The organism is Bradyrhizobium sp. Kon37, assembly GCF_055807535.1.
Genome location: NZ_JBVVOY010000002.1, coordinates 232,175 through 250,390 on the forward strand (window position 1 = coordinate 232,175; position 18,216 = coordinate 250,390).

Genomic DNA, 18,216 nt, shown 5'->3' on the forward strand with positions numbered 1-18,216 from the left:
ATGCACCACAGCCAGATCAACAGCGAGATCCGCAAGCTGATCGCCGACGGCACCGTCCTGCCGGCGCATCCCCTCGCGCTCACCGCCGAACGCGAGCTCGACAAGAAGCACCAGCGAGCGCTGACGCGCTATTACATCGACGCCGGCTCCGGGGGCCTTGCGGTCGGCGTGCACACCACGCAGTTCGCGATCCGCGATGTCGGCCTCTATCGTCCCGTGCTCGAGCTCGCCGCCGAGACGGCGGCGAACTGGACCAAGCGTCCGCTGGCGCTGGTCGCGGGCCTTGCCGGTCCGACCAGGCAGGCCACCACTGAAGCCCGCACCGCGCGCGACATCGGCTACCACGCAGGGCTTCTCAGCCTCGCTGCGATGAAGAGCGCGTCGGAAGACGAGATCATCGCGCATTGCACAGCGGTCGCAGCCGAAATTCCGCTTGTCGGCTTCTATCTTCAGCCGGCCGTCGGCGGCGTGATCCTGTCGAGCCGGTTCTGGCAGCGCTTTGCCGCGATCGACAATGTCATCGCAATCAAGATCGCGCCGTTCAACCGCTACCGGACCCTTGACGTTCTGCGCGGTGTCGCGGCAGCCGGCGCGCTCGACCGCGTTGCGCTCTATACCGGCAACGACGACCACATCCTGCTCGACTTGATGCTGCCGTTCGACCTGCGCGACAACGGCGTCACCACGCGGACCTACTTCAAGGGCGGTCTGCTCGGCCACTGGTCGGTGTGGACGGCGAGCGCGATCAAACAGTTCGAGCGCTGCAAGGCGGCACGGCACAAGGACAGCGTCCCGGCCGAACTGCTCGCGCTCGATGCCCGCGTCACCGATTGCAACAGCGCCTTCTTCGACGTCGCCAACGATTTTCACGGTTGCATCGCCGGCTGTCATGAGGTGCTGCGACGGCAGGGCCTGATGCAGGGCTTGTGGTGCCTCGATCCGAACGAGGGCCTCAGCCCCGGCCAGAAGGACGAGATCGACCGCGTGTACCGCGAGCACTCCGACCTCAGCGACGACGCCTTCGTGGCCGCAAACTTGAACAAATGGCTGGCATGAGCTCAAACCCCTTCATCAGCCTGCAAGGCGTCCGCAAGGTCTATCGCAGCGGCGGCGCCGAATTCCTGGCGGTGTCCGACGTCACCATGGACGTGCAGGAGGGTGAGCTGGTCTCGCTGGTCGGGCCGTCCGGCTGCGGCAAGACCACGGTGATGAAGATCTTGGCCGGCCTGCACGACGCCGACGGCGGCACGGTGAAGATCGGCAATGCCAAAAGCCCGTTCGATCCGACCCGCGACATCGGCATGGTGTTCCAGCAGGCGCTGCTGTTGAAATGGCGCACCATCCTGGACAACGTGCTGCTGCCGGCGGAGATCGTCGGTCTTCCCATGAAGGCCGCGCGCGAGCGGGCACGCGATCTGCTCGATCTGGTGGGGCTTGCCGGCTACGAGCAGAAATATCCGCGAGAGCTCTCCGGCGGCATGCAGCAGCGCACCGCCATTGCGCGCGCCTTCATTCACGACCCGAAACTGATCCTGATGGACGAGCCGTTCGGCGCGCTCGACGCCTTGACGCGCGAGCAGATGAATCTGGAGATGCTGCGGATCTGGCGCGAGAGCGGCAAGACCATCATCTTCATCACGCATTCGATCCAGGAGGCCGTATTCCTGTCCTCGCACTGCGCCGTGCTGACGGCCGGTCCGGCAAAGATGGCCGATTATTTCCCGATCGACCTGCCCTTCCCGCGGGCTCTGCCGCTGAAGACGACGGACGCGTTCGGCGCCTATGCGCGGCGCATCTATGCCAAGCTGGGTCTCGGCTCGGCGTGAGGTGAACGCTCAAAACTCCCCGCCGACGCCGACATAGGCGGTGTGCTCGGTGCCGCCGCCATTGCCATAGCCGCCCACGACGGTGAGGGGCATGGTGGTGTTGAGGCGATGTGCGAAACCAGCACCGAAACCGCCTTCGCCGTGAAACGCCGAGCCGCGCACCTGCCAAGTGGTCTTGCCCGGCGCGGACGGCATCGGCGCGCTGGCGGCTGCAACCGCGGCGGCGATGCCGCGTCGCGCCTCGGTCAGATTGTTGCCGATCTGCGCCTGGAGCGAACCAATCTGCGACTGAAATCCGGCGGTGATGCCGGTGAGCTGGCTCATGTTGACCGCGTCGGTCGGCGCGACGCCGGCGGCGACATTGGTCAGGCGCCGCTCGTTGCCAGGCGTACCGAACGACACGGTATTGGCCAGCGTTGCGGTCGAGCCTGCGCCGATCGCGACGGAATTGGCTCCCGATGCGGTCGCATTCATACCGAGGGCCAGCGAATTGGTGCCGTCCGCCCGTGAACTGTTGCCGAGCGCGGTGCCGCCGGTGACGGCCACGGCCGAAGCGCCGAGCGCGGTGGCGTTGGTCGCACCTGCATTGCTCGAATTTCCGACCGCGACGGTCCCCTCGCCGTTGGCGGAGCTGAAAGCACCCACCGCCACCGTAACGTTGCCAATGGCATTGCTGTTGTTGCCGAGCGCGGTCGCGAAATTGCCTGTGGCGGTGCTGGTTTCACCGATGGCCACGGCGTTGCTGCCGGTCGCGGTGCTGCCTTGACCATAGGCCGTGGCAGCGGCGCCATTCGCCTTGCTGTTGGTGCCGGTCGCGGTCGCGAACTGGCCGCTGGCGTTGCTGTTCTGGCCTGTCGCCGTCGCAAAGTCCCCGTTGGCCAGGCTGCCGGCGCCGGTCGCGGTTGTGTTGTTGCCGAGGGCGTTGCTGCCCTCGCCCGTTGCGGTCGCTGCGGTGCCAAACGCGCTACTGTGGGCGCCCGTCGCCGTGGCGGTTGCCCCGCTTGCGAAGGCGTTGCCGCCGAACGCCGCGGCATTCGCACCAATGGCGCTGGAGTGCGTACCAGTCGCCGTGGCGCCGGTGCCAGTTGCGGTGGCGTTGTCACCGAAGGCGCTCGCCGATATTCCGGTTGCAGCGGTGCCGATGCCGATCGCGGTTGCATTATCGCCGATCGCCTTGGACACGGTGCCCACAGCAAGCGCGGTTTCGCCGGTTGCAGTGGACAAGGCGCCATAGGCGGTGGCGAACGTGCCCTCTGTCGTCGCCGTCTGGCCTACCGCCGTCGCCTCGCCGGATGGCCCGTTGATGACGCCGCCGCCGGCCGCGTAGTCGGCGGCCAGCGCGGAACCGGCGTGGAGGAATGTGGTTGCAAGGAGGATAGCCAGGCAGGACGCGATCGGGCGAAGGTTGCTCCTGCCAGCGGTTCCGCCAATGCTGTTCAGTAAGGTCATTTTCGACTCCATTCCCTGCTTCAACAAGGTCTGGAGGAACGGCCAAAATCCCACATCAACCGTTAGGTTGAAGAAGCATGGACGGCATCATCCCACCATCGGTTTTCGGCGGCATGTTGCAGGAATGCATCGTCATAAGTCTGACGCAACGACGGGCGGCCGGATGTTGGCGCAAAGCAATCCGGCCGCCCGTCGCGGTGGCCTGAGATCAGCCCTTGCGCATCTTGCCGAGCAGATAATTGTCGTAAAAATTCTCCGCGATCTGCGTGTAGAACAGCAGCTCTTTCATATAGGCGTCGTGGCTTTCCTTGGTGCGCTTGAACAGGTCGCTCTTGGTGGCGAGCTCGTTCAGATGCTCCTGGGTCGCGGCGTAGCAGGCCTCCAGCACCGGCTGCGGAAACGCCTTCAGCTCCGCGCCATTGGCGATCAGCCGCTTCAGCGCCGCCGGATTCACGCTGTCGTATTTCTCGAGCATCCAAGCACCCGCGGCCGACGCGGCCTGGTTGATGATCGCCTGGTACTGCTTGGGCAGCGACGCCCATTTCTCGTCGTTGACGATCATGTGCAGCATCGCGCCGCCTTCCCACCAGCCCGGGAAGTAATAGTATTTGGCGACCTTCTGGAAGCCGAGCTTCTCGTCGTCATAGGGACCGACGAATTCGACGGCGTCGATCGTACCCTTCTCCAGCGCCGGATAGATGTCGCCGCCCGCGATCTGCTGCGGGACCACGCCGAGCCGCGCCAGCACATGCCCGCCCATGCCGGCGATGCGGAATTTCAGGCCCTTGAGATCGTCGACGGTCTTGATCTCCTTGCGGAACCAGCCGCCCATCTGGGTGCCGGAATTGCCGCAGAGGATCGCATGCGCCTTGAACGGCTTCAGCGCCTCGTTGGTGAGGTCGGCGCCGCCGCCGAAATGCCACCAGGACTCCTGATGGCGATGGTTCATGCCGAACGGCGCGCCGGTCGCATAGGCCAGCGCCGGCTCCTTGCCGATATAGAAATAGAGCGGGGTCTGCGCCATGTCGACGGAGGCTGTGCTGACCGCATCGAGCGCCTGCAGGCCGGGGACGAGCTCGCCGGCCGCAAAGGTCTGGATCTGGAATTTGCTGTCGGTGGCCTCGGCAACATATTTCGCAAACGTCTGCGCGGTGCCGTAGATGGTATCCAGCGATTTCGGGAAGCTCGAGGTCAGGCGCCATCTGATCTCGGGCGCGCTCTGCGCGATCGCAGGTGCGGCAACCAGCGTCGTCGCGCCGGCAACCGCGCCGCCCTTGAGGAATGTACGGCGTTTCATGATGGGTCTCTCCCTGAACTATGTTTCAACGTATCGGCTTGAGCGCGATCTTCGCGAAGCTATTGCCGTTCCTATAGCGGAGTTCCGGTTATGAGCGGTAGCCCGGATGGAGCGCAGCGCAATCCGGGAATCTTCCCAAATATTTCCCGTGTCGCTCTCAGAGCAGCTTTGCGCTGACGAACAGCGCGCGCACGGCGTTGGTCGCCTGCACGACGAGCATCGCGTTTTCGGCGGCGCCTTCGAGCGCTGCGACCGCGTCTTCGTGCAGCGAGCGGAATTCCATCCACTCGACCGATTTGAAGTTGGTGAGGAATTGATAGGCCTGGCCGACGGTCGCGATCGCCAGCGTGTCGCCGTTCAGCTTGATCTTGAACGTCGTGCGCAGCGGGGTCTCGGAATTTTGCGGATCACTCACTTTGCGGATCACTCATGGGCTGCTTCTGGACGATGACGGCTTAACGAAGGGAAAACGGCAGCCCCGCCGTGGCAGGCAAATATCAGGAGCAGATATCAGGACTCAGTGCTCGCGCGCTGCGAGGCGGTCGCCGATGGGGTCAGCCTGGGCACCACGACCAGACGGTTGAACTCACCGTTGTCGTAGGCCTTCATGAACCGATCATAGTCCTTGATCGACACGCAACCGTTGGAGTCGCCACGAGGCCCGAGCATGTAATTGTGGGTGAGCAGGCCCACGCGGCCGAGCGCGCTGGTGCCCTCGGTAGGCGTCAAGCGCAGTGCGCGGACGCCGTGAAACAGTTTTTCGCGCGGCTTCAGGTCGTAGGTCGCGGGCGGGGTCGCGCCAACCATCCGCTGATCGACGTGCTCCGGGTCGTCCATCAGCGCGCCCATGCCGGAATGCGCTTCCAGCGCGAGGCCGCTCGGCAGGTAAAGCGCCTTGGCCGAGATGTCGTAGACCGCCGTCCGCGAATCGTACCCGAGCGCGGCGAGATCCGGCGCCTTGCCGAACAGGCCGCTGTCGGGCGTCAGCGAGGCCAGCCTGATCTTGTCGGTGAATTTTTCGAAGAAGTTGCGGTTGTCGATCCTGGGATTGGTCTCGGCGTAAGCCTGGCTCGAGGCGATCTGGGCCGAGATGTCTGCCTGGGGCGGACGCGAGCGCGGCATCGGGATGGCGTCAGCACGCTGCGATTGTCTCGTCTCCTCCGACATGTGCCGGTCGTCGTCGGTCAGGGTCGAGCGCCAGTCGTCGCCCTGGAGCTTCTGGGCGAGCATCGCCTTGGCGTCGCGCAATTTGAGCTGGACTGCACTCACCGCGGAGCGCTCCAGCGTCCGCAAGCCGAACTCGCGGGCGGGCGGACTGCTGGAAGCGGAAGCGAAACGATCATCGAATGAAGGCGCATTGGCCGGCGGCAGCGCGGCGGTGACCAGCGAGGCCGAACCGCCGATATCCGCGACCCAGGCGGCGGCGCCCAGTGCCAGCGCGACAGCGGCCAGAGACAGCAATATCGTCTCGGCTCGCCCAATACGGCGGCGCGACAATAGCCTCTCGGCTTGTGCCCGGTCGGAAACCATCAGCTCCCCAAAATCGATCCCCGGGGGGACCCACCCCCACCCGGAGATTCTATACCAGCTACCACATTGGGAGCCAAAAGTTAGGCATAATCGCGGCCGGCAGGGGTCTGGCAAGGCTCCGGCAAGCCGTTCCAGGGTATCCTAAGGTATCCCAAGGTATCCTATGACCGATCCGTTCGACCTCAGACGCTTTGTCCGGGCCCAGGACCCGGTCTACCACGACATCCAGGGGGAGCTGACCCGGGGCCGAAAGCAGAGCCACTGGATGTGGTTCGTCTTTCCCCAGGTCGCCGGCCTCGGCTCCAGCGCCATGTCGCAGCGCTACGCCATCGCCTCCCGCGCCGAGGCCCGCGCCTATCTCGCCCACCCCATCCTCGGTCCGCGCCTGATCGAATGCACGAGGCTCGTGCTTGCCATCGAGGGCCGGAGCATCAACGCCATCCTCGGCGCGCCCGATGACGCCAAATTCCGCTCGTCGATGACACTGTTCGACGCGGTGTCCGACGAACCCGTCTTCGACGAGGCGCTCGCCCGGTATTTTTCGGGCGGGCGCGATCAGGCAACGCTCGATATCCTCGCCGCCCTCGACCGCAAGGCGAAGTGACCGCGACTGCTGGCGGCCACCAGCGTAAACCCGGGATTAAGATCGCCTGCCTATTGTCCGTGCAATAATTTCCCGCGCCAGTTGCCGGATAGACTCATGAAAATCGGTACGCTCCTGACCACCGCCATCGTCTCGCTCTCGACCGTGGGCGGCGGCCTCGCCGTCTACGTCGCCGTAACGAAATACCAGACGATGGAGCGGATCACCGAAGCCCAGGGGCGGCTCGCGATCGTCCGCGCCGTCAGCGACATCCCGCGCTACCTCAATCCCGAGCGCGGCTTTTCCACCAACATTCTCTATGGCCCTCCCGCTGTCGACCCGGCGCTGCTTGCCGAGCAGGGCAAGCTGCGCAAGCAGACCGATGCCGCCCGCGACACGATGAACGCGTTGCGCAAGGACCTGCCGGGCCCGTTCGACGACGGCAACACCACCGGCGGCAACATCGACGCCATCAATTCGAAGTTCACCGCGCTACGCGAAGCCATCGACAAGGCGATGTCGGGCCCGCCTGAGGCGCGCAAGGACGCCGCCAAGAAGATCGTCGCCGACAACGCCGTGCTCAACGCCAGCGTGACCGCGCTGCTCAACGAGCAGGTCCGCCGCATGGCGATCCTCAACGGCGATGCCTACCGGCAGGCCAGCTACGCCAACATCGCGATGACATTGCGCGACGTCGGCGGCTTCAACTCCAGCCTGCACAAGAATCTCGTCGGGGGCAAAAAGCCGGCGACCGATACCGAGAAGGCCGAGATCAGCCGCTCGCAGGGCCGCAACGATCAGATCGTGATGTCGCTGCTGGAGCTGCGCGGCAATCCCGCAACGCCGGCGAACATCGCCGCCGCACTGGAGAAATTCAACGCGATCTACATCGAAGAATTCGGCCGCGAGCTCAAGCTGGTGAAGGAGGGTGCGGTCAGCGGCAAGTACGAACACGACATGGACACCTATTACACCGCCACGCAGCGCGGCCTCAGCACCATCATCGAGGTCCGCGACGCCTTCTACGACAACGCCGAGCAGATTCTCGCCGGTGCCTCCACTGCGGCCCACACCAGCTTCACGATCGCACTCGCGGGCCTTCTCGCCGTGCTGATCGCCAGTGCCGGCCTCATCGTCACGGTCCGCCGCCGCGTCTGCGCCCCGATCGTCAATCTGACAACGCGGATGTCGCGGCTTGCCGACGGCGAGGTTGCGGAAGAGATTCCCGGCGCCGAACGTTCCGATGAAATCGGCGCGATGGCCGCGGCCGTCCGGGTCTTCAAGGACAACATGATCCGGGCCGACAGCCTCGCGGCGGAGAAGCAGGCCGAGAACGACGGCAAGATGCGCCGCGCACAGGCGCTCGACGGGATCACCCGCGCGTTCGAAGCCAAGGTCACCGAGCTCGTCGGCGGACTGTCGAAAGCCTCCTCCACTATGGAGAGCACGGCGCAGTCGATGACCTCGACGGCGGCCCAGACCAACAGCCAGGCCGCGGTCGTCGCCGCCGCCTCACAGCAGACATCGAGCAACGTCCAGACCGTCGCGAGCGCCACCGAAGAGCTGACCTCTTCGATCTCGGAGATCGGCCGCCAAGTGGCTCAATCCACCGAGATCGCGGCCCGCGCCGTCGACAACGCCCGCCGCACCGGCGACACCGCCCGAGCGCTGGCCGAGGGCGCGCAGAAGATCGGCGACGTCGTCACGCTGATCCAGAGCATCGCCGAGCAGACCAATTTGCTGGCCCTGAACGCGACCATCGAGGCCGCCCGCGCCGGCGATGCCGGCCGCGGCTTTGCGGTGGTTGCTGCCGAGGTGAAATCGCTGGCGGGCCAGACCGCCAAGGCTACCACCGAAATCTCCGAGCAGATTTCGGCGATCCAGGCCGCGAGCGACGAGACCGTCACCGCGATCCGCAACGTCGCCGACGTCATCGGCGAGATCGACCAGATCGGCACCGCGATTGCGGCCGCGATCGAGGAACAGGGTTCGGCGACCAAGGAGATCGCCCGTAGCGTCCAGGAGGCCGCGCGCGGCACCCAGGAGGTCAACACCAACATCTCAGGCGTGCAGCGCGCCGCCGACGACACCGGCACGGCCGCAAGAGAGGTGCTGGGCGCAGCCGAGCAGCTCTCGACCCAGTCGCGCGATCTCGCCGGACAATTCGACCGCTTCCTCGGCGAGGTCAGGGCCGCGTAAGGCGCTCAGTACGGCGGCGCCTTGCGCGCCCGCTGCGCCTTGGCCGCCTCGATCCACCATGCGAGATCGTCGGCGAAGCGCGGGAATGAACGTTCGAGCGCCTTGCCGCCCTCGCCGATCGGTTCACCCGCCTCCGACAGCGTCTGTGCGATCGGGCCGACGCCGATGGTGCTCGACACCACCACCATGCCCATCTCCGACAACGTGCCATGCCAGGCGGTCGAGGCACGCGCGCCGGACAGGCGGCCGGCCGAATAGCTCACGATCGCGGCCGGACGCCAGAACCACTCCTCAAGGAAGTGGTCAGTGAGATTTTTCAGGCCTGGTTGAATGCCCCAATTGTATTCGCCGGTGACGAAGACGAAGCCATCGGCGCCGCGGATCTCTCCGGCCAGCTTCTCCAGCGCCTCGGGTGCGGAGCCCTTGGGATATTCCTTGTACATGCGATCCAGCATCGGCAGGCCGATCGCCTTGGCGTCGATGAAGACGACGTCGTCGCCGCGGGCGCGCAGGCGATCGATGACGAAATTCGCCAGGCGAATGCCCATGCGGTCGGAACGGTAGGAACCGTAGAGGACGAGGATGCGATTGCTCATAGGCAGCAGTCTAGCACGAGTGAGGAGGCTCGGAGCGGCTTCCCTTGCGGCGTCTCAGTGCGCGGCGCGATGTCTGGTGCGGCGCGGAACGGTCCGGCAGGCGAGCCCTTCGGCCAGCAGCTTCATGTCCTCGTGCCGGCCGCTGCGGATCATCCGGCCGAACTCTTCGGGTGTGAAAGGAAGACTTGGATCATCATCGATCGGACGCCGCACTCGCGGGCCGAAGAACCGTCGAACCAGGCTAGCGAGCCGCCGCATGTCAATTCCCTCGCGCCAGCATCAAACCTTTCAGTCTGCACATTGTTCCTCCCGCACGATCGAGATTGCAAGAGGCCGCCAAGCGGTCCGCACCAAAAAAATTCGCCGAGAGAATAATCTCCTCTGCCTGCGCTACTCGGCGAATCCGACGTAGCGCACGAAATCGTCGTTGCCCTCGCGATCGGAGCGAACGGCGTTCGCGGCAAAGTTGTCGTCGGGATAGCCCATCGCGACGCAGGTCATGATCACCTCGTCCTCCGGAATGTTCGCGACCTCGCGCACGATGTCGGAGCGCATGATGCCCTGCCCGTTGATCACCGAACCGAGCCCGCGGTCCCAGGCCGCGAGCACGATGCCGTAGCAGAGCGCGCCCAGGTCGAAATGGCAGACCGCGCCGGGATCGAGCACGCGGTCATAGGTCAAGACCAGCGACACCGGCGCGTCGAACTGGCGGAAGCCGCGCAACACCCAGTCCTGACGCATCGGTTTGTCGTCGCGCGCGATTCCCATCGCCCCGAACAGTTTCTTGGCGACGTCGACTTGCCGCGTCCGGTGCACGCCCTGGTATTCGCCGTGGCTGACGATGTCGCGCTTGACCTTGGCGCCGGCAACCATCTCCTCCATGTTGCGTCGGCGCAGCTGCTCCAGCGGACTGCCTGTGAGCACGTGGACATGCCAGGGCTGGGTGTTCATCGACGACGGCGCACGTTTGGCGGTGTCGATGATCGCCTCGATCACCGCGCGCGGCACCGGCTCGTTCCTGAAGCCGCGCACGCTGCGGCGCGACTGGACCAGCGTTTCGAATTCCACCTCAAGACCTCCCTGCCCGTTCAATCCCCGGCATTGCCACATGCGAGCGGTTGCCGACGCGGCGCGCCATATCTATGCTAACCCGCAAGCAAGACCAAGAACCGTGTGAGGATTCCATGGCCGCGCCGCTCGATCCCGTCATCGCCCAGATCATTCCGCTGCTGCCGATGCGCGATGCCACCACGATGACGCCACAGAGCGCCCGCGATTCCTTGCGCGCACTGGCTGCCTCGCGCGCGGCGATACCGCCGCCACCGGTCGACATCGTCGCGGATATCAAGGTGAAAGGCGGCGCCGGACCGCTCGATGCACGGGTCTACCGGGTCGGCACCACGCCCGCACCGACCGTGGTGTTCTTCCATGGTGGCGGCTGGGTCGCGGGTGACCTCGAGACCCACGACCGGCAGGCCCGCAACCTTGCGATCGAGACCGGCGCGGTCGTCGTCTCCGTCGACTATCGCCGCCCGCCCGAAACGCGCTTTCCCGGTGCGTTCGAGGACGCCTTTGCCGCGGTCAGCGACGTGTTTGGCCGCGTCGCGGAATTTGGCGGCGATGCAAAACGCCTCGGCGTTGCCGGCGACAGCGCCGGCGGCAATCTCGCCGCCACCACCGCGATCGCCTGCCGCGACGCCGGCATCAAGCTTGCCGCGCAACTGCTGGTCTACCCCGTGACCGACGTCCTCGGCAGTTATGCGGACGCGCGCGAGAACGCACGCTTCCCCTCGCGCGCCGAGAATGCCGAGGGCTACTTCCTCTCGCGCGCCGTGATGGAGTGGTTTTGCGGTCATTATCTCGCCGATCCCTCGCACGCCACCGACTGGCGCGTCTCGCCGCTGCGCGCGACCTCGCTTGCCGGCGTCGCGCCCGCGATCGTCACCACGGCCTGGTTCGATCCCCTGCGCGACGAGGGCGTAGCCTATGCACGGGCGCTGGAAGCCGCCGGTGTGCCGGTAAAGCACCATGAAGGCCCCGGCCTGATCCATGGTTATTTCGGCCTCGGCGACGCCTCCGAGGTGGCGCGAGCCGAAGCACAGCGCGCACGCGCGGACTTCAAGGCGCTTCTCGCGCGCGGCGTATGATCGTCTAGGTGCTCCGCGCCCGTTGCGCGTCGGTGTGCCCCCACGTCTGGTCCCAATCCTGACCGGCGGCATCGACGACGCGGCCGTCGGCTTCGAAGAACTTGTTCGGCACCTGGAAGATCGCCAGGATCAGTGCGCCCTCTGGGCACCAGGCGGCATGCCGGCTGCCCGCCTCGCGCCAGATGAATTCACCGGCCTTGCAGGCAATCCCCTTGGCCGGCCCCTCGTTGTCGACGAGAGCGCCCTCGATGACATAACTCTGCTCGACGCCGACATGCTCGTGATCGGGCAGCACCGATCCCGGCGCAAAGCGCATCAACGCGGTCATCAGACCGCTGCTGCGATCGAACAGCAGCGTCTTGGCCTCGCAGCCGGGAAAGCGCGTCTTCTGCCATTCCATGTCTTGCGGCTGAACCAGGTGAGAATGCCGGTCAGAAGCGGCATCCGGCATGTTCGCAATCAGGGTCTCCATCACGATGCTCCCTTCGGCTAAACTCGCCCGAAGCTAGCAGGATCGCCCGTCCCGGTCAGCGAGCAGTGCAGCAGGAGGTGGGCCCCGTCGCACCCGCGCTCGGAAAATCGTCAGGAAGACCGGACGGCCGGCGCTCATCCAGCTTGATTGCGCCACGATTCCCGGCTCCAATCCGCGCGCCATTTCTGGTTTAGGGAGACAATCATGATGAAGCGGATTTTCCTGGCTGCGATCGTTGCCACGTTTGCGGCGGGTTCGGCCTTCGCGGAGGACACCTGCGAAAGCAAGGCCGTCGGCAAGGACGGCAAGGCCCTGGCTGGCGCCGCCAAGACTTCGTTCATGAAGAAGTGCAAGGCCGACGCCTGCGCGCCCAAGGCCGTCAGCGCCGAGGGCAAGCCGCTCGCCGGCGCCGCCAAAAACAGCTTTATGAAGAAGTGCGAAGTCGGCGCCTGACCGCTGCGACTTTGGTGCTCATTTAGCGAGCAACGGTTCCACAAACTCGTCATGCCCGGGCTTGTCCCGGGCATCCACGTTTTTGTCTCTGAATAACAGAGGCAAAGACCGTTTGCCTCTTCTCGCACGCGCCGAGCGCGCAGAGCAAAATCGTCGCCACCCTAGACAGAGCGCCTCGGCTAGCGGAACATGCAGCGCTGAGCGAACCGGGGCGCACCAACGAATCTTCCAGAAAAGGGTGGTCGAGATGTTGCAGTTTCGAGTGCGTGATTACACGATGGCAATAATGAGCTTGCTCTTCGCGCTGCTCATCGGACTTGAAGCCGCGAACGCGCGGGGCCCGGGACTGCCCAACGTCATGGTGCTCGCAACCGGCGGCACGATCGCCGGCAGCGGGGCGAGCAGCACCACCGTGGTCGGTTATACCGCAGCCACGGTGGGCATAGAGACCCTCCTGAACGCCGTCCCCGAGCTGAAAACAGTGGCCAACGTCAAGGGCGAGCAGGTTTTCCAGATCGCCAGCGAGAACATGAACAATGACTACTGGCTCAAGCTCGCCAAGCGCGTCAACACGCTGCTCGCGCAGGACGACGTCGATGGCATCGTGATCACGCACGGGACCGATACGATCGAGGAAACCAGCTATTTCCTGGACCTCGTCGTCAAGAGCAAGAAACCTGTCGTCGTCGTCGGCGCCATGCGGCCGTCGACGGCAATCAGCGCGGACGGGCCGATCAACCTCTTCAACGCGGTGATCCTCGCGGGCAGCGACGAGGCCGTCGGCAAGGGCGTGCTCGTCGCTCTCAACGATCAGATCAACGCGGCGCGCGATGTCACCAAGAACAACACCTCGACGGCGGACACCTTCCGCACGCCGGAACTCGGCTTTCTCGGCTACATGCAGGGCAACAAGCCGTTCTTCTATCGGCAATCGACGCGCCGGCACACCGCGGACTCCGAATTCGACGTCTCCAGCCTCGATGTCCTGCCGCAGGTCGACATTGTCTACGGCTACGCCAACATGAACCGGGTCGCGATCGACGCCTTTGTCGCCGCCGGAGCCAAGGGGATCGTGCATGCCGGCGTGGGTGACGGCAGCCTGGCTCGTCCCGCGGTCGAGCCGGCGCTCGACGAGGCCCGCAAGAAGGGTGTCGTGATCGTGCGCAGCAGCCGTGTCGGCAACGGCATCGTCGCACGCAACGGCGAGGCCAAGGACGACGAGCACGACTTCGTCGTCTCGGATACGCTCAATCCTCAAAAGGCGCGTATTCTGCTGATGCTGGCGCTGACCAAGACGACCGACACCAAGGAAATCCAGCGGATGTTCTTCACTTACTAGAGCGTCCGGTCGCCCTACTCCCGCTTGAAACGGTAGTCGAAAGCGGCGCCGAACGGCTCGATCAGCCCGACCGTCGGCGCCGGAAAATGAATCGGCAGGATCAGCGTGTCGGTGTCGGCGACGGAAGCAAAAAACTTTCGCCGCGACACCGCCGACTGCTTCGCATCCCAATCCGGCTTGGCCGACCAGTCCGGCTCGCGGCACTGGATCTGGTGATGCATGAGATCGCCGGCGACCACCGCGCGGCGCCCCTTCGAGAAGATGTTCACGCAGCAATGGCAGGGCGAATGCCCCGGCGTCGGCGTCAGCGTGACGGTGTCGTCGAGCGCGTAATCGTCATCGACCAGCAGCGCTTGGCCTGCCTCGACGATCGGCAGGCAATTGTCGCGAAACACGGTACCGGGCGGGTTGCTGCCCTTGGCGTGCTCTGCCTCCCAGGCCGCATATTCACCCTTGTGGAAGACGTATTTCGCATTCGGGAACGTCGGCACCCAACGACCGTCGCGCAAGCTCGTATTCCAGCCGGTGTGGTCGATATGCAGATGCGTGCAGAAGACGTAGTCGATTTGCTCGAAAGAGATGCCGAGCGCGAACAGCTCGTTGCGCCAGCGCGCCTTGCCGGGAAAATCGAACGGCGGCGGGTGGCCCTTGTCCTCGCCGGTGCAGGTATCGACCAGGATGGTGTGGCGCGGCGTGCGTACCACGAAGGTCTGATAGGTGATCACCATCATGCCGCGCGCGGCGTCGAACACCTCCGGCTCCATCGTCGGCAGATGGCGCTTGAACACGCTCTCATCATAGGCCGGGAAAAAATCCTGCGGCCGCCGCCACGGCCCCTCCCGCTCGATCACCGCATCGATGGTGATGTCGCCGATGCGCAATTGCTTCATGGGCGTTCCGCTCCCGATTTTTAGGAGGAGCGTAGCGGGCGACAGCAACGCGTCAAGGCGGCGTAGCGGAATGCTAGCTCCGCAATCCCGGCGCTTCCTGCCCCGTGCGCGCGACGTATTCGGTGTAGCCGCCGCCGAACTGGTGGATGCCTTCGGGCGTCAGCTCCAGCACGCGGTTCGACAGGACGCTGAGAAAATGCCGGTCATGCGAGACGAACAGCATGGTGCCCTCGAAATCCGACAGCGCCGCGATCAGCATCTCCTTGGTGGCGAGGTCGAGATGGTTGGTCGGCTCGTCCAGCACCAGAAAGTTCGGCGGATCGAACAGCATCTTGGCCATCACCAGGCGCGCCTTCTCGCCGCCTGACAGCACACGGCAGCGCTTCTCGACGTCGTCGCCGGAGAAGCCGAAGCAGCCGGCGAGCGCGCGCAGGGAGCCCTGCCCCGCGGTCGGAAACGCATATTCGAGTGACTCGAACACCGTCTGCTCGCCGTCGAGCAAATCCATCGCGTGCTGCGCGAAATAGCCCATCTTGACGCTGCCGCCGACCGCCACCGTGCCCTCGTCCGGCTCGCTCGCACCGGCGACGAGCTTGAGCAGTGTCGATTTTCCGGCGCCGTTGACGCCCATCACGCACCAGCGCTCCCGGCGGCGGATCATGAAATCAAGCCCGTCATAGATGCGCTTGCTGCCGTAGCCCTTGAACACCTTCTTGAGCGCAACGACGTCCTCGCCCGAGCGCGGCGCCGGCGGAAAGTCGAATGCCACCGTCTGGCGGCGGCGCGGCGGCTCGACCCGCTCGATCTTGTCGAGCTTCTTCACCCGGCTCTGGACCTGAGCCGCATGAGAGGCGCGCGCCTTGAACCGCTCGATGAACTTGATCTCCTTGGCGAGCATCGCCTGCTGGCGCTCGAACTGCGCCTGCTGCTGCTTCTCGCTCAGCGCCCGCTGCTGCTCGTAGAATTCGTAATCGCCGGCGTAGGTGGTGAGCGAACCGGAATCGATCTCGACCACCTTCGAAATCACGCGGTTGATGAACTCGCGATCGTGCGAGGTCATCAGCAGCGTGCCTTCGTAATCGTGCAAGAACTTCTCCAGCCAGATCAGGCTTTCGAGATCGAGATGGTTGCTGGGCTCGTCGAGCAGCATGACGTCGGGACGCATCAGGAGAATACGCGCCAGCGCCACGCGCATCTTCCAGCCGCCGGAGAGCTTGCCGACGTCGCCGTCCATCATCTCCTGGCTGAAGCCGAGGCCGGACAGCGCCTCGCGCGCGCGGCCGTCGAGCGCGTAGCCGTCGAGCTCCTCGAAGGCGTGCTGCACCTCGCCGTAGCGGGCGATGATCTCGTCCATCTGGTCGGCCTTATCAGGGTCGGCCATCGCGGTCTCGAGCTCGTGCAGCTCGGCCGCCACCGCGCTCACCGGCCCAGCCCCGTCCATGACTTCGGCCACGGCGCTGCGGCCGGCCATCTCGCCGACGTCCTGGTTGAAATAGCCGATGGTGATGCCGCGATCGGTCGAGACCTGCCCCTCATCGGGCGGTTCCTCGCCGGCGATCATCCGGAAGAGCGTGGTCTTGCCGGCGCCGTTCGGGCCAACGAGGCCGATCTTCTCGCCCTTGTTGAGGGCGGCGGACGCTTCGATGAACAGGATCTGGTGGCCGGCTTGCTTGCTGACGTTGTCGAGGCGGATCATGGGGTCTTTTTGGGGGATTGTTGCGTTGCAGCGTCATAGGCCATGCGGGCCGCCAGGGGAAGTCCGGCCGGACCCGGATCAGCCCCCGCGCCGCCGAATTCGCGCAATTAGACCCGCAGCTTAGGCCTTGTAGACCTCCACGGTCTGCATCATGCCCATCTCCTCATGGTTCATCATGTGGCAGTGGAGCATGTAGACGCCGGTGAAATCGATGAAGCGCGAGCGGAACACGACCACGCCGCCCTTGCGCTCCACGATCACGGAATCCCGCCATTCCGGCACCGCCAGCGCCTTGCCATTGGCCGAGATCACCTGGAACGGGTTGGTATGGATGTGGAACACGTGGTCGTCGTGCTCATGCGTGTTGACGATGGTCCACTCCTCGACCGCACCCAGCTTGACCCGCTGATCGATGCGGCCGGGGTCGAACTTCTTGCCGTCGACGAAGAACTCGAATTCCTGCCAATGGCCGGCGGCATCGGCTTCCGGCGCGGTGGCCGACAGCACCACCTTGCGGCGGTTGGTGATCTCGGAGTCCTTGATGGTCGCGAGCGGCGCCGGCGGCAAAGCGCGCGGCAGCTTCATGTCCATCGGCGCGCCTGACACCACGACCCGCGCCAGCGGTCCCACCGGCGAAGGATGGCCCTGGTCGTACTGCGCCGCGTTGAAGGCGTAGGTGCCGGGGCCGCCTGCCTTCACCAGAATGTCGGCGCGCTGGCCGGGCGCGATCAGGACCTGCTTGAGCGGCTGCATGGCGCCGAGCTGGATGCCGTCATAGGCGATCGCTTGCAGATCGTGCTTCTCCAGGTCGAGCAGCATGTCGTCCTGATAGGCGGCATTGAGGATGCGCCAGCGCTGCACCTCGCCGGGCCGCATCTCGATCATTGGCCGGCGCTGGCCGTTGATGGCGAGAAAGCGCGTCGCCGTCTCGGGAAACAGCGTCTCGAAATTCTCGACCATGCCGTTGGCATCGTAGACCACCTGGGTCAGCACCATGAGGCGCTCGCGGGCGGTCGCGATCTCCGGAACGTCGGCGAAATCGCCTTCGATGACGATGGCGCCGACCATGCCGGAGGACATCTGGATGTCGGCGCTGCCGTGGTGATGTGGGTGATACCAATAGGTGCCCTTGGTGTGATCCGCCGGCAAGGTGATTTCGATATTGTAGCTGCGGCCCGGCGCCATCGAGCGCATGACGTTGTCGGAAATCCCGCTCGGGCTGGTATGCGCGCCGTGGAAATGGAAATTGGTGTTGTTGAACTGGTGCGGATGGCTGATGTCGGCCGGCAATCCATCGCGGTTCGGCGGCAAATCGTTGATCATCTTGATGCGCAGCGTATCGCCGGGCTTCATGCGCAAGGTCGGGCCGGGGCTGCCGCCTTCATAGGATCTGACGTAGAGCCGGACGCCGCCGATCTGGCGATAGGCGTAGCCGACGCGCAACGTCGTGCTCAGCACGCCATTGACGGACCGCCGCACCTCGGGCTCGACCAGCGCTTGGTCCATAGCGGGAACGGGCGTTTCTGCGATCATTCCCATGGTCGGCGACATGTCCGCGGTGTGGGACATGCCTGCATGGTCGTGCACGGCGTGCTGGGCATTCGCTGCACCTGCGAACAGGGACAACGCGCCGGCTTTGAGACCGCAATCCAGCAACTGGCGGCGCGACAATGTCGTCGTGCCCATGGTGCTGGTGACTGAAGACGCACCGTTCGGATCGTGCTGCATTTGAATTGCGC

At 65.0% G+C, this 18,216-nt stretch carries 18 protein-coding genes; 7 read left to right on the forward strand and 11 right to left on the reverse strand.

From position 1 onward, the window contains the following. Nucleotides 1-1,056 (forward strand): dihydrodipicolinate synthase family protein, encoded by a 1,056-nt coding sequence (locus AC0L3J_RS05330; RefSeq protein ID WP_473346276.1) that lies wholly within the window; start codon nucleotides 1-3, stop codon nucleotides 1,054-1,056. Next, complete coding sequence (locus AC0L3J_RS05335; RefSeq protein ID WP_473346278.1) at nucleotides 1,044-1,826, forward strand: ABC transporter ATP-binding protein; 783 nt, start codon at nucleotides 1,044-1,046, stop codon at nucleotides 1,824-1,826. Before AC0L3J_RS05330 ends, AC0L3J_RS05335 begins: the two co-directional genes overlap by 13 nt. 9 nt (nucleotides 1,827-1,835) lie before the next feature. Here the strand turns inward: AC0L3J_RS05335 and AC0L3J_RS05340 are convergent, their stop codons facing one another. The 4 genes from AC0L3J_RS05340 to AC0L3J_RS05355 form a co-directional block, all read right to left on the reverse strand. Continuing rightward, nucleotides 1,836-3,275 carry a YadA family autotransporter adhesin gene (locus tag AC0L3J_RS05340; RefSeq protein ID WP_473346279.1) on the reverse strand — a complete coding sequence of 480 codons (1,440 nt, stop codon included), beginning with the start codon at nucleotides 3,273-3,275 and terminating at the stop codon, nucleotides 1,836-1,838. A 208-nt stretch (nucleotides 3,276-3,483) separates the two neighbouring features. Beyond that, nucleotides 3,484-4,572, reverse strand: a complete 1,089-nt coding sequence (locus AC0L3J_RS05345; protein WP_473346281.1) for a TRAP transporter substrate-binding protein — start codon at nucleotides 4,570-4,572, stop codon at nucleotides 3,484-3,486. Between the two features lie 157 nt (nucleotides 4,573-4,729). After that, complete coding sequence (locus AC0L3J_RS05350) at nucleotides 4,730-4,987, reverse strand: hypothetical protein (RefSeq protein WP_275171839.1); 258 nt, start codon at nucleotides 4,985-4,987, stop codon at nucleotides 4,730-4,732. A 95-nt stretch (nucleotides 4,988-5,082) separates the two neighbouring features. Beyond that, nucleotides 5,083-6,033 (reverse strand): DUF2778 domain-containing protein, encoded by a 951-nt coding sequence (locus AC0L3J_RS05355; RefSeq protein WP_473346283.1) that lies wholly within the window; start codon nucleotides 6,031-6,033, stop codon nucleotides 5,083-5,085. A gap of 232 nt (nucleotides 6,034-6,265) precedes the next feature. Here AC0L3J_RS05355 and AC0L3J_RS05360 point away from each other — a divergent pair, with 232 nt between their 5' ends. Together AC0L3J_RS05360 and AC0L3J_RS05365 are read left to right on the forward strand one after the other, a co-directional pair. After that, on the forward strand, nucleotides 6,266-6,706 hold the full coding sequence (locus AC0L3J_RS05360; protein WP_473346284.1) for a DUF1810 domain-containing protein: 441 nt from the start codon (nucleotides 6,266-6,268) through the stop codon (nucleotides 6,704-6,706). 96 nt (nucleotides 6,707-6,802) lie between these two features. Then, nucleotides 6,803-8,884 (forward strand): methyl-accepting chemotaxis protein, encoded by a 2,082-nt coding sequence (locus AC0L3J_RS05365; protein ID WP_473346285.1) that lies wholly within the window; start codon nucleotides 6,803-6,805, stop codon nucleotides 8,882-8,884. Between the two features lie 5 nt (nucleotides 8,885-8,889). Here the strand turns inward: AC0L3J_RS05365 and AC0L3J_RS05370 are convergent, their stop codons facing one another. The 3 genes from AC0L3J_RS05370 to AC0L3J_RS05380 all read right to left on the reverse strand — a co-directional run bounded on the left by AC0L3J_RS05370 (nucleotide 8,890) and on the right by AC0L3J_RS05380 (nucleotide 10,548). Further along, on the reverse strand, nucleotides 8,890-9,480 hold the full coding sequence (locus AC0L3J_RS05370; RefSeq protein ID WP_085353019.1) for an NADPH-dependent FMN reductase: 591 nt from the start codon (nucleotides 9,478-9,480) through the stop codon (nucleotides 8,890-8,892). Nucleotides 9,481-9,534: 54 nt separating this feature from the next. Next, the gene (locus AC0L3J_RS05375) at nucleotides 9,535-9,738 is read right to left on the reverse strand and encodes a hypothetical protein (RefSeq protein ID WP_007591770.1); all 204 of its coding nucleotides are present in this window, start codon (nucleotides 9,736-9,738) and stop codon (nucleotides 9,535-9,537) included. A gap of 132 nt (nucleotides 9,739-9,870) precedes the next feature. Continuing rightward, nucleotides 9,871-10,548, reverse strand: a complete 678-nt coding sequence (locus AC0L3J_RS05380) for a nitroreductase (protein ID WP_473346286.1) — start codon at nucleotides 10,546-10,548, stop codon at nucleotides 9,871-9,873. A 116-nt stretch (nucleotides 10,549-10,664) separates the two neighbouring features. On the opposite strand from AC0L3J_RS05380, the gene AC0L3J_RS05385 reads away from it, so the two are divergent. Beyond that, entirely contained in the window at nucleotides 10,665-11,627 is a 963-nt protein-coding gene (locus AC0L3J_RS05385) for an alpha/beta hydrolase (protein ID WP_473346288.1), read from the forward strand. Between the two features lie 4 nt (nucleotides 11,628-11,631). On the opposite strand, the gene AC0L3J_RS05390 is transcribed toward AC0L3J_RS05385, so the two are convergent. Beyond that, the gene (locus tag AC0L3J_RS05390; protein ID WP_473346289.1) at nucleotides 11,632-12,099 is read right to left on the reverse strand and encodes a cupin domain-containing protein; all 468 of its coding nucleotides are present in this window, start codon (nucleotides 12,097-12,099) and stop codon (nucleotides 11,632-11,634) included. A gap of 204 nt (nucleotides 12,100-12,303) precedes the next feature. Between AC0L3J_RS05390 and AC0L3J_RS05395 the strand changes: the two genes are divergently transcribed. Both AC0L3J_RS05395 and AC0L3J_RS05400 read left to right on the forward strand, forming a co-directional pair. Then, on the forward strand, nucleotides 12,304-12,552 hold the full coding sequence (locus tag AC0L3J_RS05395) for a hypothetical protein (RefSeq protein ID WP_035962662.1): 249 nt from the start codon (nucleotides 12,304-12,306) through the stop codon (nucleotides 12,550-12,552). A gap of 286 nt (nucleotides 12,553-12,838) precedes the next feature. After that, a complete protein-coding gene (locus tag AC0L3J_RS05400) occupies nucleotides 12,839-13,891 on the forward strand; it encodes a type II asparaginase (RefSeq protein ID WP_473346290.1) in 1,053 nt (350 codons plus the stop codon). Nucleotides 13,892-13,905: 14 nt separating this feature from the next. On the opposite strand, the gene AC0L3J_RS05405 is transcribed toward AC0L3J_RS05400, so the two are convergent. From AC0L3J_RS05405 to AC0L3J_RS05415, 3 genes are all read right to left on the reverse strand, one after another. After that, complete coding sequence (locus tag AC0L3J_RS05405; protein WP_473346291.1) at nucleotides 13,906-14,781, reverse strand: MBL fold metallo-hydrolase; 876 nt, start codon at nucleotides 14,779-14,781, stop codon at nucleotides 13,906-13,908. A 73-nt stretch (nucleotides 14,782-14,854) separates the two neighbouring features. Further along, nucleotides 14,855-16,477 carry an ABC-F family ATP-binding cassette domain-containing protein gene (locus AC0L3J_RS05410; protein ID WP_456764596.1) on the reverse strand — a complete coding sequence of 541 codons (1,623 nt, stop codon included), beginning with the start codon at nucleotides 16,475-16,477 and terminating at the stop codon, nucleotides 14,855-14,857. Between the two features lie 120 nt (nucleotides 16,478-16,597). After that, nucleotides 16,598-18,205, reverse strand: a complete 1,608-nt coding sequence (locus AC0L3J_RS05415; protein ID WP_473346292.1) for a multicopper oxidase family protein — start codon at nucleotides 18,203-18,205, stop codon at nucleotides 16,598-16,600. Nucleotides 18,206-18,216: the final 11 nt, after the last annotated feature.